The sequence below is a fragment of the Kitasatospora setae KM-6054 genome (assembly GCF_000269985.1).
Lineage (GTDB): Bacteria > Actinomycetota > Actinomycetes > Streptomycetales > Streptomycetaceae > Kitasatospora > Kitasatospora setae.
In genome coordinates, this window is the sequence record NC_016109.1 from 1,216,274 (window position 1) to 1,230,398 (window position 14,125).

The 14,125-nt window shown below is 75.3% G+C and carries 14 protein-coding genes; 6 read left to right on the top strand and 8 right to left on the bottom strand.

What is annotated here, in order from left to right; all coding sequences use genetic code 11:
• Window positions 1-26 precede the first annotated feature (26 nt).
• From KSE_RS05320 to KSE_RS05330, 3 genes are all read right to left on the bottom strand, one after another.
• Window positions 27-608 carry a GNAT family N-acetyltransferase gene (locus KSE_RS05320; protein WP_014134248.1) on the bottom strand — a complete coding sequence of 194 codons (582 nt, stop codon included), beginning with the start codon at window positions 606-608 and terminating at the stop codon, window positions 27-29.
• A gap of 129 nt (window positions 609-737) precedes the next feature.
• The gene (locus KSE_RS05325) at window positions 738-1,859 is read right to left on the bottom strand and encodes a DNA glycosylase AlkZ-like family protein (protein ID WP_014134249.1); all 1,122 of its coding nucleotides are present in this window, start codon (window positions 1,857-1,859) and stop codon (window positions 738-740) included.
• Between the two features lie 71 nt (window positions 1,860-1,930).
• On the bottom strand, window positions 1,931-2,803 hold the full coding sequence (locus KSE_RS05330) for a metallophosphoesterase family protein (RefSeq protein WP_014134250.1): 873 nt from the start codon (window positions 2,801-2,803) through the stop codon (window positions 1,931-1,933).
• Window positions 2,804-3,086: 283 nt separating this feature from the next.
• Between KSE_RS05330 and KSE_RS05335 the strand changes: the two genes are divergently transcribed.
• The gene (locus tag KSE_RS05335; protein WP_014134251.1) at window positions 3,087-3,986 is read left to right on the top strand and encodes a lysozyme; all 900 of its coding nucleotides are present in this window, start codon (window positions 3,087-3,089) and stop codon (window positions 3,984-3,986) included.
• Between the two features lie 156 nt (window positions 3,987-4,142).
• On the opposite strand, the gene purN is transcribed toward KSE_RS05335, so the two are convergent.
• The 3 genes from purN to KSE_RS05350 all read right to left on the bottom strand — a co-directional run bounded on the left by purN (window position 4,143) and on the right by KSE_RS05350 (window position 6,874).
• Window positions 4,143-4,760 (bottom strand): phosphoribosylglycinamide formyltransferase, encoded by a 618-nt coding sequence (purN, locus tag KSE_RS05340; protein WP_197540701.1) that lies wholly within the window; start codon window positions 4,758-4,760, stop codon window positions 4,143-4,145.
• Between the two features lie 141 nt (window positions 4,761-4,901).
• Window positions 4,902-5,864: a GNAT family N-acetyltransferase gene (locus KSE_RS05345; RefSeq protein ID WP_014134253.1), complete on the bottom strand. Its 963-nt coding sequence runs from the start codon at window positions 5,862-5,864 to the stop codon at window positions 4,902-4,904.
• A gap of 95 nt (window positions 5,865-5,959) precedes the next feature.
• Window positions 5,960-6,874, bottom strand: a complete 915-nt coding sequence (locus KSE_RS05350; protein ID WP_014134254.1) for a hypothetical protein — start codon at window positions 6,872-6,874, stop codon at window positions 5,960-5,962.
• 159 nt (window positions 6,875-7,033) lie between these two features.
• Between KSE_RS05350 and KSE_RS05355 the strand changes: the two genes are divergently transcribed.
• From KSE_RS05355 to KSE_RS05365, 3 genes are all read left to right on the top strand, one after another.
• Window positions 7,034-7,498: a DoxX family protein gene (locus KSE_RS05355; RefSeq protein WP_033257842.1), complete on the top strand. Its 465-nt coding sequence runs from the start codon at window positions 7,034-7,036 to the stop codon at window positions 7,496-7,498.
• Window positions 7,499-7,678: 180 nt separating this feature from the next.
• Window positions 7,679-8,365 carry a restriction endonuclease gene (locus tag KSE_RS05360; protein WP_014134256.1) on the top strand — a complete coding sequence of 229 codons (687 nt, stop codon included), beginning with the start codon at window positions 7,679-7,681 and terminating at the stop codon, window positions 8,363-8,365.
• Window positions 8,366-8,459: 94 nt separating this feature from the next.
• The gene (locus KSE_RS05365; RefSeq protein WP_014134257.1) at window positions 8,460-8,975 is read left to right on the top strand and encodes a DinB family protein; all 516 of its coding nucleotides are present in this window, start codon (window positions 8,460-8,462) and stop codon (window positions 8,973-8,975) included.
• A gap of 152 nt (window positions 8,976-9,127) precedes the next feature.
• On the opposite strand, the gene KSE_RS05370 is transcribed toward KSE_RS05365, so the two are convergent.
• Together KSE_RS05370 and KSE_RS05375 are read right to left on the bottom strand one after the other, a co-directional pair.
• Window positions 9,128-10,300, bottom strand: a complete 1,173-nt coding sequence (locus KSE_RS05370) for a damage-control phosphatase ARMT1 family protein (RefSeq protein WP_231873122.1) — start codon at window positions 10,298-10,300, stop codon at window positions 9,128-9,130.
• 129 nt (window positions 10,301-10,429) lie between these two features.
• On the bottom strand, window positions 10,430-11,761 hold the full coding sequence (locus KSE_RS05375) for a TIM44-like domain-containing protein (protein WP_014134259.1): 1,332 nt from the start codon (window positions 11,759-11,761) through the stop codon (window positions 10,430-10,432).
• A gap of 185 nt (window positions 11,762-11,946) precedes the next feature.
• On the opposite strand from KSE_RS05375, the gene KSE_RS05380 reads away from it, so the two are divergent.
• The gene (locus KSE_RS05380) at window positions 11,947-13,035 is read left to right on the top strand and encodes a hypothetical protein (RefSeq protein ID WP_033257845.1); all 1,089 of its coding nucleotides are present in this window, start codon (window positions 11,947-11,949) and stop codon (window positions 13,033-13,035) included.
• 78 nt (window positions 13,036-13,113) lie between these two features.
• Window positions 13,114-14,103: a hypothetical protein gene (locus tag KSE_RS05385; protein ID WP_014134261.1), complete on the top strand. Its 990-nt coding sequence runs from the start codon at window positions 13,114-13,116 to the stop codon at window positions 14,101-14,103.
• Window positions 14,104-14,125 lie beyond the last annotated feature (22 nt).

A 14,125-nucleotide genomic window follows, 5' to 3' on the forward strand; every position in this document is an offset into this window, starting at 1 on the left:
GGCGCTGACCGGCCGGGCCGCCGCCGCTACACCAGCGACTTGGCCAGCTTGGCGAACCGCAGGTCGGTGCGGAGCGGCACGCCGAAGCGCAGGTCCCCGTAGGGGAACGGCTCGAACTCGCCGGTCCGGGCGAAGCCCCGGCGCTCGTACCAGGCGATCAGCTCGGCGCGCTGCTCGATCACCGTCATCTCCATCGCGGTCGCGCCCCACGCGGTCCGGGCCCACTCCTCGGCCCGGGCCAGCAGCAGGCGGCCCAGGCCGCCGCCCTGGATCGCCGGGGAGACCGAGAACATGCCGAAGTACGCGGCGCCACCGCGCCGTTCGACGTGGCAGCAGGCGATCGGGGCGCCGTCCCGCTCGACCAGCAGCACCACCGAGTCGGGGCGGGTCAACAGCTCGGTGACGGCGGCCTCGTCGGTGCGCTGGCCCTCCAGCAGGTCCGCCTCGGTGGTCCAGCCGGCCCGGCTGGAGTCGCCCCGGTACGCCGACTCGACCAGCGCCACCACGGCCGGCACGTCCCGGAGTTCGGCCGCCCGGACGACCGGCTGGGCGACCGGCGCGGTGGCGGCGAGGTCTGCGGGGGCGGGCGTCGGCTCGGCGGCGGTCATCGGTGCTGCTCCTCGGGTCACGGCGGCGGGACCGCCATGGTCGCACAGCGCCCGCCCGTCCCCCAATGACCAGTGCGGCCGGCCCCGGGCCGGGGGCCGGCCGCACTGACTCCCCCCGGGGCCAGCCCGTCAGCCCGCGACCCGGACGGTCGGCGCCGCCTCCCCCGGGCCCGCCAGCCGTCCGGCCGCGGCGGCCAGCCGCTCCCCGGACGGGGCCGGGGCCGGGCCGAAGGGGGTGACGGTGAGCAGGTCGCCGTCCCGCTCCCAGGTGCCGGTGATCTCGCCGTCCACCACCAGCAGCGGGGCGATCCAGCCGGCGGCCCGGCTGACCTTCGCCCGGTGCGCGGCGGGCAGCAGTTCGGCGGCCTTGGTGCCGGGCCCGAGCACGTACTGGTCGAACGCGCCGAGCAGGTGCACCGAGTCGGCGGGCGGGGCGGCGGCCAGGTCGTCGAGCAGCGCGGTGAGCGCGTAGCCGGGGGCGCCGTCGACGGTGACCTCGGTCAGCCGGTCGCCGAGCGCGGCGGCGAAACCCTTCAGGACGGTCTTGCGCAGGCTGTTCCGGGACAGCCAGGCGTCGAACCGGGCCAGGTCGGCCGGGCCGTACGCGCCGAGGTAGGCGGCCAGCAGGCGCGGCCCGGCTTCCTCGACCGGCGGCAGGCCGGGCCAGTCGGGGCAGTGGCTCGCCGGGTGGGTGAAGGCGGCGCGGCCGCCGGGGGCGGGCGCGTGGCAGAGCGCGCCCTGCCAGGCCAGCGGTTTCAACAGCGATCCCCAGCCGGAGGCGAGCTGCTCCGCGAGCGGGGCGAACCGGGGGTCGGCGGCCAGCGCGGCGGTCAGCTCCTCCCTGGTCAGCACCGTGCCGTGCAGCAACTCGGCGACGGTCTCGACCAGTTGGGCGACCTGGGCGGGCGTGGCGCCGAACTCCCTGGTCCAGGCGGGGCGTTCCCACGTCCGGGCGGAGCCGATCAGGGCGAGCGCGTCGGCGGCGGTGGCCGGGTCGAGCAGGTGCAGGGTGCCGCGCTGGGCCCAGGTGCGCAGCAGGCGGCCGTCGGCGAGGGCGGCGGCGACCGGTTCGGCGCCGGGGGCGGTGCGCAGGGCGACGGCGAGCGCGGCGGCGGCCGGGACCTGGGCCTGGACGCCGACCAGCCGCCGGACGGCGGCGACCGGCCCGTCCGCGCGCTCCGCGCCGTCCAGGTGCTGTCGGCGCAGCCGCCAGGCGCGGACCCGCGCCGCCGTCAGTTCGATGCCGCCCACGGCGTTCCCCTCCCGCTCTCCGGAGGTTCCGAGCCTAGCCACGGGGCCCGACAGGCACCGCGCGTCGGACGTCAGGCGTCCGGCGCGGGGACGGGCTGCTCGGAGGGGCCGGGGTACGGGAGGATCTGGCGGAGCAGGCCGCGCGGGTGGCCGCGGCGGCGCCACTCGCGCGGGTAGCCGAGCGACACCTCCTCGAAGCGGACGCCCTCGTACCAGGTGGTGCGGGGGATGTGCAGGTGGCCGTAGACGGCGGCGGTGACGTGGAAGCGGCGGTGCCAGTCGGCGGTGAGCTCGGTGCCGCACCACTGGGCGAAGTCGGGGTAGTGCAGGATGTCGGTGGGGCGGCGGTCGAGCGGCCAGTGGCTGGCCAGGACCAGCGGGACCTCGGGGTCGTGCGCGGCGAGCGTCTTCTCGGTGGCCTCGACGCGCTCCCGGCACCAGTCCTCCAGGCCGGCGTACGGCCCGAGGTCGATCCGGTACTCGTCGGTGCAGACGACGCCGTTCTCGTGCGCGCGGGCGAGCGACTGCCGCTTGTCGGTGACGCCGGGGACCCGCCAGGTGTAGTCGTACAGGGTGAAGACGGGGGCGACGGCGTACGGTCCGGCCGGGCCGTCGGTGCGGACGGCGTACGGGTCCTCGGGGGTGAGGACGCCGTGGGCGCGGCAGCGGTCGACCAGCAGGCGGTAGCGCTCGGGGGCGGTGAGGTGGGCGTGCTCGTCGGTGGTGCTCCACAGCTCGTGGTTGCCGGGGGTCCAGATGACCTTGGCGAAGCGTTCGGCGAGGGAGGCGAGGGCCCACTCGACCGTCTCGACGCGTTCGCCGACGTCGCCGGCGACGATCAGCCAGTCGTCCGGGCCGGTGGGCCGGAGCCGTTCGAGGAAGGCGTGGTTCTCGGTGATGCCGAGGTGCAGGTCGCTCACCGCGAGCAGACGTCCGTCCGGCACCGCTCCCCCATCCTGGTGTCACTCCGGTCCACGTGTCCCGGCAGCGGGACGCGCGTTGACACGCTACCTCCGGCGCGGGCGGCGCGCCAGCGGGTCCGGTTTTCCGACGTGACGTCAACATGCAACGGAACAGCGGGTGTTCGATTGTCACATCTATGGCTGTTCACTCTACATACTGTCATCCGATGTGTGGTTTCAACACTCTGTTGACTGACGGGGCCATGACTATATCTTCTCCGCATGCGGCCGACCCCGGCCGCCGCAACCGGATTGAGGAGTCGTCATGCCCGCTTCCGGCACCATCCCCGCGCGCCCTCGCACCACCACGGCGCGCCGCCCCGGCACCCTCGCGCTCCGCCGCGCCGCCACCGCGGCCGCCTGCGCCGCCCTGCTGGTCGGCGTCGTCGCCGCCGTCCCCGCGCAGGCCGCCAAGCCCGGCACCCCCGCCGGGTTCCACCCCGAACAGGACTTCGCCGGCTCCACCGTCGCCGCCCACGAGGGCCGCGGCCACGCGTCGGCAGCCGACACCGCGAGCGCCTTCGCAGCACTGGCCGTCACCCAGACCAAGGGCATGGACGTGTCCGGCTACCAGGGCAACGTCGCCTGGAGCACCGCCTACGCGAACGGCGGCCGGTTCGCCTACGTCAAGGCGACCGAGGGCACCGGCTACACCAACCCGTACTTCGCCCAGCAGTACAACGGCTCCTACAGCGTCGGCATGATCCGCGGCGCCTACCACTTCGCGCTGCCGAACGCCTCCAGCGGCGCCACCCAGGCCGCCTACTTCGTCGCCCACGGCGGCGGCTGGTCCAAGGACGGCAAGACCCTGCCGCCCGCCCTGGACATCGAGTACAACCCGTACGGCGCGACCTGCTACGGCCTCAGCCAGGCCGGGATGGTCAGCTGGATCCGCGACTTCTCCAACACCGTGCACACCAAGACCGGCCGCTACCCGACCATCTACACCACCACCGACTGGTGGAACACCTGCACCGGCGGCAACGCCTCCTTCGGCGCCACCAACCCGCTCTGGATAGCCCGCTACTCCACCTCGGTCGGCACCCTGCCGGCCGGCTGGGCCTACCAGACCATCTGGCAGTACTCCGACTCCGGCACGCTGCCCGGCGACCAGAACTACTTCAACGGCGCGCTCGACCGCGTCCAGGCGCTCGCCAACGGCTGACGCCCGACGACTCACGCCCCACGACTCGCGACTCGCGGCTCGCGGCTCGCGGCTCGCGACTGACCGCGCGGACCCGCCCCCGGCCGGAACACGCCCCGCACCGGCCGCGGGCGGGCCCTCCCACCCGCCCTCCCGTCCGCCCGCCGTCCCCCGGGGCTACCAGGTGCCGTCGGCGAACCCGGCGACCACCCGCGGCAGCAGCTCGTGCTCGGCCGCCAGCACCCGCGCGGCCAGCGACTCGACGGTGTCGTCCGGCTCGACCGGGACCTCGGCGCGGGCCAGCACCGGGCCCTCGTCGTACTCGGCGGTCAGCCGGTGCACCGACGCGCCCGAACGCCGCTCCCCCGCGGCCAGCACCGCCCGGTGCACCGCCTCGCCGTACATCCCGGGGCCGCCGTACGCGGGCAGCAGCGACGGATGGACGTTGACCGCCCGCCCGGCGAACTCCCGCAGCGCGCGCGGCCCGAGCCGGCGCAGGTAGCCGGCGGTCACCAGCAGGCCCGCGCCGGTCTCGGCGAGCGCCGCGCACAGCGCGTCGTCCAGCGCGGCCGGGTCGGGGTGGGTGCGACCGGAGAGGTGCCGGGCCGCGATGCCCTGCTCGCGGGCGAAGGCCAGGCCCGCCGCGCCGCTGTTGTTGCTCACCACCAGCGCGACCTCGAACCGCGCGCCGGGGAGCAGCGAAGCCGCGTGCAGGGCGCGGAGGTTGGAGCCCCCGTGCGAGACCAGGACCGCGACGCGCAGTCGCTCCGCCGAACCGCCCTTGTGCAATGTCACACCTTAATCATAGAGTGTGCTCCGCCGCCGCCGCACGGGATAGTCCACCCGTGCCGCGGCGGCCTCCAACTCCCCCCGGCGGCGCGAGCCCGGCGGCGCGAACCCGACAGCGCGCGGCTCGGCCGGCCCGGCGGGGGCCGGCTAGCGCCCGGCCGGCAGTGCCGTCGGCAGCGTCAACTCCCAGGTGTCGACGGCGAAGTCGACCGTCATGCCGTGCTTGCGGTAGAGCTCGGGCGCGCCGGTCGGGTTGCCGGTGTCGACGCCGAGGCCGACGGTGGGCAGGCCGTCGGCGGCGTAGACCGCGAAGAAGTGCCGCAGCAGGTAGCCGCCGAGGCCGCGGCCGCGGGCGGCGGGGAGCACGCCGATGTTGAACGCCCAAGCCTGGGTGGGGAGTCGGGCGCTGGTGCGGAGCACGGCGACGTCGCCCTGGCCGTCGAGTTCGGCGACCCAGACCCGGGACCAGTCGACCGTGTCGGCGTTGATGTCGGCCAGCCACTGCTCGTAGTCGCGGGGCTTGAAGTCGTGGTGGTCGGCGAAGGTCCGCTGCAGCAGCCCGTGCGCGATCCGCCGGTCGGGCTCCGCCGCGCAGTCGCGCAGCCGGACGCCGGCGGGCGGCTCGGGCAGCGGGTCGGTCGCCGGGTCGACCTGCCGGGTCAACGCGTGGTAGCGGCGGGACAGTTGCCAGCCGCGGGCACGCATCGCCTCGATGTCGGTGGTGGGTTCGGTGTTGAGCAGCAGGTGCAGCACGGCCTGCTCGGCGCCGTTGTCCCGGGCGAGTTCGGTGGCGCGGGCCTCCATCAGCTCGAACAGGTGGAGTCCGCCCGCGAGTTGGCCGGGCAGCAGGTACTGGTCGAGGTCGATCCGCGCGCCGCCGGAGCGGTCCCGGACCAGCCCGTAGCCGACCAGCCGTCCGTCCGCGTCGTGCAACAGCCAGGAGTCCCGGGCGAGATCCACCTCGGAGCGGGCCAACTCCTCGCTCACCTCGCCGAGTTCGGTCTCGGCCCGGCCGATCTCGATCTCGTCCACCTGGTTCAGCAGCGCGCAGACCGCCGCCGCGTCCTCCAACTCCGCGGGCCGTACCGTCATGCCCTCCGGGAGTGCCATCGCCGCTCCCCCTCCTCCGTCGTCGAGTCTTCCGGCAAACCCGATCTTTCTACCCGGCCCGGCGGTCTTCTCCAAACTCTTTAGCGACAACGTGTTCAGAAGCCGTGGCGGAGCGTGTGCGGCCGGTCCGGGCAGTGCGCGCAGACGAAGAGCTGGATGCCGCCCGGGTCACCCAGCGCCAGCCCGTGCGGGCGGCGCAGCGCCTCGGGGTCGCCGGCCGGGTCGTCCTCGACCGGCAGCCAGGCGCGGCGGCCGGCCGGGCCGAGCTCGGCGGCGGCGCACTCGGGCGCGCCGATCGACAGCAGGTGGACGGTCCGGCGCCCGCAGCCCGCGCAGTGCGGCCAGTCGGGATCACCGGCCCAGACCGGGTAGCCGGCCGCCTTGGTGCCGCCGGGCGCCGCCAGGTGCGCCTGGTACGACCAACCGGTCTGCGCCTCGCACCGGCGGAACTCCGGTTCCAGCGCGTCGTACTCCTCGTCCGACAGGTCCAGCACCGGGTACTCGACGACCCGCTCGGGGTGCAGCACGCACGGGAGCGGCAGGTACCCGGCGGGGGCGCCCGCCGGGCGGGGCGGGTCGGCGGGGACGAGGCCGGGGCGGGCGGAGTCCCACCAGCGGAGCTCGGGGTGCGGCAGGTACCGCCGGTGGTGGTCGAACGGGCACCACAGCACCTGCAGCAGGTCGACCCCGGCCGGGAACGGCAACCGGGGGCCGCCGTCCGGCAGGTCGGCGGCGAACAGTTGCAGCACCGGCACCAGCGGCACCGGCCCGCGCGGCGGCCGGACCCGCGCGCCGCGGCGCGGGTGCCGCCGCGCGCAGTGCGGCCAGGGGGCGCCGCGCGGCCACAGCACCGGGCCGCCCAGCGAACTCCCGTACGGGCCGGGCTCCCCGCGCCGCGGGTGCAGCCGGACGCCATCCGTCCGGTGCGCGGCCAGCGCGGGCCAGCGCGCCTCGACGTCGACCGGGCGCGGCGGCGTGGTCCGGGCCGGCGGCCGGCGGGTGGGCTCCATCCGTCCATGATCGCAGCAGCGTCGGCGGGGCCGGCGGGGCCGGGGCGGCCGCTGCGGACCGGCCCGCGAAAAAAACTTCCGGCCCGGACCGATGAGTTCGCGCGGCGGTGCCCGTCGAAGCCGGTGAGAGCAACGACGACCGCCAGGGAGCACACCGAAATGACCACCCCCGCCGCCACCACCGCCGCCAACAACACCACCACCGCGACCGACACCGCCACCCACGCCGCGAAGCCCGCGAAGTCCGGCAAGGCCCTGCTCCGGACGGTCTGGACGCTGCGGATCCTGATGGCGCTGTTCTTCGCGCTGGCCAGCGCGCTGCCCAAGCTGCTCGCGCTGCCCGCCGCGACCGAGGTCTTCGACGCGATGGGCGTCGGCGCCTGGTTCATGTACCTGACCGGCGTGGTCGAACTCGCCGGTGCCGTCGGCCTGTTGCTGCCCCGGCTGGCCGGGCCCGCCGCGACGGCGCTGATCGCGTTCCTGCTGTGCGCGTTCGCCGTCCAGCTGACCGCGATGCACGGCGAGAACGCGGGCACCCCGTTCCTGTTCATGGTGCCGCTGGCGGTGATCGCCTGGGCCCGCCGCACCGAGACGGCGGCCCTGCTGCGCCGCACCGGGCGCTGACGGCCGTTCCGCCGGGCCGGAGCGGACGCCGCCTCCCCCGCGCGCGGGTGGTGCGCGGCGCCCGCTCCGGCCCGGCGGTGTGCTTCCGTGCGCTGCTGGCGTGCCGCCGGGGGTGGCTGCTGTGCTGGGTGGCCACGGGTGTGCCCGGACGCGGGACGGACGCGAGGGGAGGGAGCGCGGTTGAGCGCACGCAGGAGGCCGGCCGGGCGGAGCGGCGACGGGGACCGGACGCTGCCCGTCGTCGGGGCGCTCGTGGGGGTCGGCCTGCTGACGGCGCTGCTGAGATGGCTGGCGGCGCACCGGTGGGTGGTGCTGCTGCTGGTGCTGGCCGCCCTGGGCGCGGCCGCGGCGTTCGCCTGGCAGCGGCAGGCGCGGGCGCGGGCCGACCGGGAGCGGACGAGCCGGCTGCGGATGGCGCTGACCGGCCCCGGCGGGCTGGACTCGCTGGCGCCGGACGCCTTCGAGTTCGCGGTGCGCGACCTGCTGCGCCGTGACGGCTGCCGGGCGGAGAAGGTCGGCCGGAGCAACGACCAGAGCGTGGACGTCCTGGCCGACGACCCGCTCGGGCGGCGCTGGGCGCTGCAGTGCAAGCACAAGCAGGACCCGCTGCGCGGCAAGCCGGTGCCGGTCGGGGTCCTGTACAGCCTGCTGGGGACGTACCAGCGGGTGCACCGGGCCCAGGTCCCGGTGGTGGTGACCAACGGGCGCTTCTCCCGGAAGTCGGTGGAGTGGGGCCGGCAGCAGGGCGTCCTGCTGGTGGACCGCGAGGTCCTGGCGGACTGGGCCTCCAGCGGCCGGCCGCTGTGGGAACTGCTGCCGAGGATCCCCGCTCCCCGGAGCGGTAGGGGGAGCGGGAGCGGACGCTGACGGCAGGCACCCGCACCGCCCCGCACCCGGTGCGCGGTCGCACCGCGGGCTAATCCGATCGACGCCCGGGCGGGGCTGCGGCAGACTGCCCCCGATGACTGAGCGAACCGACACGCCGCCCTCCTGGGACGAGCGCACCCAGCTGTCCACCTTCCTCGACTACGCCCGGGCCACCGCGGTGGCCAAGTGCGAGGGCCTGTCCGCCGAGGACGCCCGGCGGTCGCCGCTGCCCGGCTCTCCGCTGATGACGGCCTGCGGGCTGATCAGCCACCTGCGCTGGGTGGAGCAGCACTGGCTGGAGGTGGTGTTCCTCGGCGGGGAGCCGGCCGGCCCGATGGTCCTGATCAGCGACGACGACCCGGACCCGGAGATGCGCACGGCGGTCGACGTCCCGCTGCCCCGACTGCTCGCCGAGTACGAGGAGCAGAGCGTCCGCTACCGCGAACTGGTCGCGTCCCACGGCCTGGACGACAAGGCGCAGCGCCCGATCCGCGACGGCCGCCACGTCGACCTGCGGTGGATCCTGCTCCACCTGATCGAGGAGACCGCCCGCCACAACGGCCACCTCGACATCATCCGCGAACTGCTGGACGGGCACACCGGCTCCTGACCACGCCCGGCTCCTGGCCACACCCGTCGGCGGATCATGCCCGGGGCCGGGCCGGGCCGGGCCGGCCGGCGGGAGCGGCGTCCCGTGGCCGGCGTTCTGGCTCGCCGGGTCGACGGGCCACGGCGCCGCGCTCCGACGGGCCTGCGGTCGGGCTACGGCGCCGTGCTCCGAGCGGCCGCCAGTTGGACGAGGGCGTGTCGGCCGCTGGTCCGCCAGGGGGTGCCGGTGGCGTCGAGGCGGGCGAGGGTGGCCGGGGTGAGGCCGGTGACGACGTCGGACTTGAGGGTGCGCAGAGCAGCCACCGGGGTCGGGAAGTGGGCGGTGAGCGGGGCGAAGGGGGTGGTGGCGGGCCAGTGGCGGTCGCCGACCAGGCGGCGGTAGTTGAGGTCGCCCTTGAGGAGGGTGAGGGTGGCGCCGGTGAGTTCGCGGCGCAGGTCGGCGGGCATCGCCTGGTAGGGCAGCGGGGCGCAGAAGAACGGGTGGGTGCGGAGGGTGAGGGTGCCGTCGGTGAGCGCCTGCCAGAGCCGGGCGCCGGTCGCGGCGGCGGCGGGGCCGGGGGCGGTGCGCAGCCGGGTGAGGGCGGCGAGGGTGTCGGCGGTGGTGGCGTCGGAGACGAAGTACGGCTGGGGTTTGACGTACAGGTCGGCGTGGCCGGCGAGGCCGCTGGTGAGCAGGTGGTCGAGCAGGACGAGGTCGGGGAGGAGTTCGCGGCCGGCGTTGTCCGCGATGAGGGCGATCCGGCCGCCGGGGGCGTGTTCGAGGTGGGCCCAGAGGGCGGCGGTGTCGTCGGCGACCAGGCCGGTGGCGGTGTCGCCGTCCTCGGCGGTGAGCCGGAAGCCGAGGTCGGCGCGGTTGCCCCAGAGGGCGGCGGCGAGCAGGGCGTCGCGGGTGGGCGGGTGGCCGTCGAGGGCGGCGAGTTCGCCGTCGACGGCGGGGCCGGCCAGTTCGGCGGCCTTGAGCGGGGCGAACGGGTCGATGCCGTACCAGGGGTCGCCGGGGCGGAAGTAGCCGGTGGCGTCGAGGAGTCGGCGGTAGAAGTAGCTCTCCGCCCAGAGGAACGGGGCCTCGTCCCAGCGGCGCCCCCACCAGGACGCGCCCCACTCGCGCCACTGCTCGGCGTCGGCGGGCGGCGGCTCGGCGGCGGGTGGTTCCAGCCGGGCCCCGCCGGTGCTGGCGGCGAGCAGGTCGGCCAGGGCGGCGCGCTGCGCGGGGCCGTACGGGAGGGCGTCGAGGAGTCGGCCGATCAGTACGGGGTGGCGTTCGTGGAAGACGGCCCGGGCGAAGGAGCCGGGGGTGTCGGTGCGGATCTCGGGCGCGTGCGGCACGGGCGGCTCCACTCCTCTGGCTCGACGGTGGGATCGGTCGGTCGGTGTCCGTGTCGGTGTCGGTGTCGGTGGTGGCACGCGGCGGTGTCCCGATCCGTCACCCTCAGGGACCCGTCCTTGCGCCGCACGTCAACTGGTCCGACCGGGGAGTCCCGTCCCCGCTCCTTCCAGGTCGGTGGCGATCACGGTCCAGCCGCCGGCCCCGGCGTCGTCCAGCCGGAGGGTGAAGGCGAGGGTGAGCGGCCGGCGGGCGCGGGGGTCGCCGCGCAGGACCTGCTCGGTGCGGCGGTCGACCTCGTAGTAGACGCCTTCGACGTCGGCCGCGACCCGGAAGACGATCGGCTCGCGGGCGACCAGCGCGCGCACGGTGACCTTCCGGATGGCGGCGTCGCGCAGGACGGTGCGGTCGACGGTGCGCACGGACGTGAAGTCCAGGCTGCCGTCGTTCATGATCCACTCTTCCAGGAACCGTTCGACGGCGACCTCGAAGACGGCCCGGTCGAACCGGCCGTCGAGCACGCTCAGGTCGCCGGCGGCGGCGTCGGCGTCCTCGCTCCAGGAGATGTTGGTGAGCGCCAGGATGTCGCCCGCGCCCCGGACCGCGGTCTTTCCGGCGACCTCCAGGACCGCCTCGCGGGCGACCTCCTTCTGGTCCCAGCCGTCGGTCTCGATCGCGTTGGTCAGGTGGTGCGCGCCCTCGGCGGCCTGCTCGATCGAGGAGACGATCCACTCGCCGGCCGGGCCCTTGCGCAGCGTCCAGTACTCGACCGGGCGGGTCGAGCCGTCCTTGCGCGCGCTGTCCTCGCCGTACTGGCGGCGGACGTAGTCGTTCAGCGTGGCGGTGATCCGGAAGGTCACGGTGTCGTTCAGCTCGCCGGTGCGGTTGGCGAGGTCGACCAGCTCGACCTCGGGGCCGGCCACGATCTCCACCACGTTGGTCTCGCCGCGCGAGGCGTAGTCGTGCAGCTCCTCGGCCCACTTGCCGTAGAGCACCGGGGAGAGGATCTGCCGCAGCATCGCGTGGTCCTGCCGGGTCCACGCCTGCTGGGCGGTCGTGTACAGCCAGACGGCCCGCTGTTCGAGGGCGCCGCGCTCGAAGGTCGGGTCCGTCTCGGCGAGGGCGTCGACCCGGGCCCCGATCTGCGCGGCGCGCTCGCGCGCCTGCTCGTCCGAGCGGTGCGCGGTGCGGTCCGAGACGGTGTTCAGGCCGGCGGCCTGCCTGGCCTTCCGCTTCCGGCGCATCAGCCACAGCACCAGCACCACGACGGCGATCAGCACCAGCAGCGGGAGCAGCCCGCCGCCACCGCCGCCGCCACCGCCGAAGAAGACGAAGCCGCCGCCGAACCCGTGGGAGCCGCCGTGGCTGCCGCCGCCACCGCCGCCGCCGAACCCGTGGCTGCCACCGCCGCCGCGGGCGTACGCCAGCGTCGGGCCGCTCAGCGCGACGACTCCACAGAGCACAGTTATCCACCGACGGGCGCGCACCGGATCCCCCTTGCAAGTTCGGAGCTGTCACCTGCGAGCCTACAAGCCGGGCCGCCCGGACGACCCCGGACGACCCCGGGAGGTTCCGCGGCGGGGTCCCCGGGGCGGTCCCGGGGGGCCGCCCGGGCCGGGCCCGCCCGGCCGGACGTCACAATGACCGCATGAGAGTGATCTGCACGCTGGCCGGGGCCGTCCTGCTGCTGGCCACGGCCGCGAGCATCCTGCGGACCCTGGTGGTGCCGCGCGGCCTGTACTCGGCGCTGGTGATCCGGTTGTGGTCGGTGCTGCGCCGGGTGGTGCGGACGGTCGCGGCACCGTTCGGCGGCTACCGGGCGATCGACCGGGCGCAGACCTGGCTGGCGCCGCTGATCCTGCTCGGCATGCTGGGCTGCTGGCTGCTGTCGACGCTGTGCGCGTACACGCTGCTGCTGCGCGGGACGTCCGACCTGGGCTGGCGGGTGGCGTTCCGGGAGGCCGGGTCGAGCCTGTTCACGCTGGGTTTCGCCAGCGGCGACCGGCTGCACCTGTCGGTGATCGACTTCCTGGCGGCGGCCAACGGCCCGCTGATCATCGCCCTGCTGATCGCCTACCTGCCGACGCTGTACGGAGCGTACAACCGGCGGGAGCTGGAGGTGACGCTGCTGCAGTCGCGGGCGGGCGAGCCGGCCTGGGGGCCGGAGCTGCTGGCCCGGCAGGCGCTGGTGCGCACCGAGAGCGAACTGCCGGAGCTGTACCGGAACTGGGAGCGGCTGGCGGCGGACCTCGGCGAGGGGCACTCCAACTACCCGGTGCTGATCTCGTTCCGCTCCCCGCAGCCGTACCGCAGCTGGGTGGTGGGCCTGATCGCGGTGATGGACGCCGCCGCGATGCAGCTCGCGCTGAACCCGCGCTCGGCCCCGCCGGAGGCCCGGCTGATGCTGCGCGCCGGGTTCACCGCGCTGCGCGACATCGCGACGGCGCTGCGGATCCCGTTCGACCCGGACCCGGACCCGGACGGGCCGATCCGGCTGACCTACGAGGAGTTCGACGCGGCGGCGGAGCTGGTCACCGCGGCCGGGATGGGCCTGGAGCGGACGGTCGCCGAGGCGTGGCCGCACTTCCGCGGCTGGCGGGTCAACTACGAGGCGGTCGCCTACGAGCTGGCCCGCCGCGCGGACGCCGTCCCGGCGCTCTGGACCGGCCCGCGCGATTTCCCGGCGACCCCCGTCCCGCCCCGCCGCCCGGCCGACCGCCGGCCCGCCACGCCCTGAGCCGGCGGGCCAACTGTCGTGCGGTCGTGGAGGCTTGGCGGAGCTTCGGTGTGCTCCGGATGCGATAGGTTGCCCGCCATGGCCGACGGCAAGACGATCGAGAATCCCGAACTGCGCTTCTCCGCAGTGCTGGTGTACGCCGCGAACCTCCCCGGGGTGCGCATCGAACGGGAGGCGTACCTCCGTAGGACGCTGGGCCGGGTCTGCTCGGAGGAGCAGGTCCGCCGGGCGGTCGAGGAGAGCCCGGCGGCGGCGGGCATCCCGCCAGAGGTCCTGGAGAAGGCCGCCAACGAGTCGATCCGCTACGAGGCCGGCAAGGTCAGCGCGCTGTCGGCCGCCGCCGGGCTCCCCGGCCTGCTCTTCCTGCCCGCCACCGTCCCGGCCGACCTGGCCCAGTACTTCGGCCACATGCTGCGGATCGCGCAGAAACTCGCCTACCTCTACAGCTGGCCCGACCTGTTCTCCGACCAGGACGACCTCGACGACGCGACCAAGAACGTGCTGATCCTCTTCATGGGCGTCATGTTCGGCACCCAGTCGGCGAACAGCGCGGTGGGCAAGCTCGCGACCCAGATATCGGAGCAGGTCGTCAAGCAGCTGCCCCGGAGGGCGCTCACCCAGGGCGTCGTCTACCCCGTGGTGAAGAAGGTCGCGGCCTACCTCGGCGTGGAGATCACCAAGCAGAGCTTCGCGAAAGGCGTCTCGAAGGCCGTCCCCGTCGTCGGGGCCCTGCTCTCCGGCGGCCTCACCCTGGCGACGTACCTCCCGATGGCGAAGCGGCTGAAGAACCACCTGGCCGGCCTGGCGCTGGCCCGGCCCGGCGGCCCGGGGACCGGTGACGAGGACGTCATCGACGTGGAGGGCTTCGAGGAGGCCGAGGAGGCCGAGGGCTCCGAGGAGGCCGAGGGCGGCGCCGCCGGGGACGGGTCGGCGGTGCCCGCCGGAAGCTCGCTGGTGGCCCGGATCCCCCGCCCCTGGCGGCGCCCCCGCCCGGAGCCGGGGTCGGCCCCGGCCCCGGCTTTGGAGCCGCCGGCGCAGGCGGCGGAGGAGCCCTCCGGATCGGCGTGACCGCCGGTGCGCTCCCCCGCCG

Coding starts and splice junctions, on each gene's coding strand:
- KSE_RS05385 (WP_014134261.1), top strand. CDS start 13,114: ATGGCCGACGGCAAGACGATCGAGAATCCCGAACTGCGCTTCTCCGCA.
- KSE_RS05355 (WP_033257842.1), top strand. CDS start 7,034: ATGACCACCCCCGCCGCCACCACCGCCGCCAACAACACCACCACCGCG.
- KSE_RS05380 (WP_033257845.1), top strand. CDS start 11,947: ATGAGAGTGATCTGCACGCTGGCCGGGGCCGTCCTGCTGCTGGCCACG.
- KSE_RS05350 (WP_014134254.1), bottom strand. CDS start 6,874: ATGGAGCCCACCCGCCGGCCGCCGGCCCGGACCACGCCGCCGCGCCCG.
- KSE_RS05335 (WP_014134251.1), top strand. CDS start 3,087: ATGCCCGCTTCCGGCACCATCCCCGCGCGCCCTCGCACCACCACGGCG.
- KSE_RS05345 (WP_014134253.1), bottom strand. CDS start 5,864: ATGGCACTCCCGGAGGGCATGACGGTACGGCCCGCGGAGTTGGAGGAC.
- KSE_RS05365 (WP_014134257.1), top strand. CDS start 8,460: ATGACTGAGCGAACCGACACGCCGCCCTCCTGGGACGAGCGCACCCAG.
- KSE_RS05320 (WP_014134248.1), bottom strand. CDS start 608: ATGACCGCCGCCGAGCCGACGCCCGCCCCCGCAGACCTCGCCGCCACC.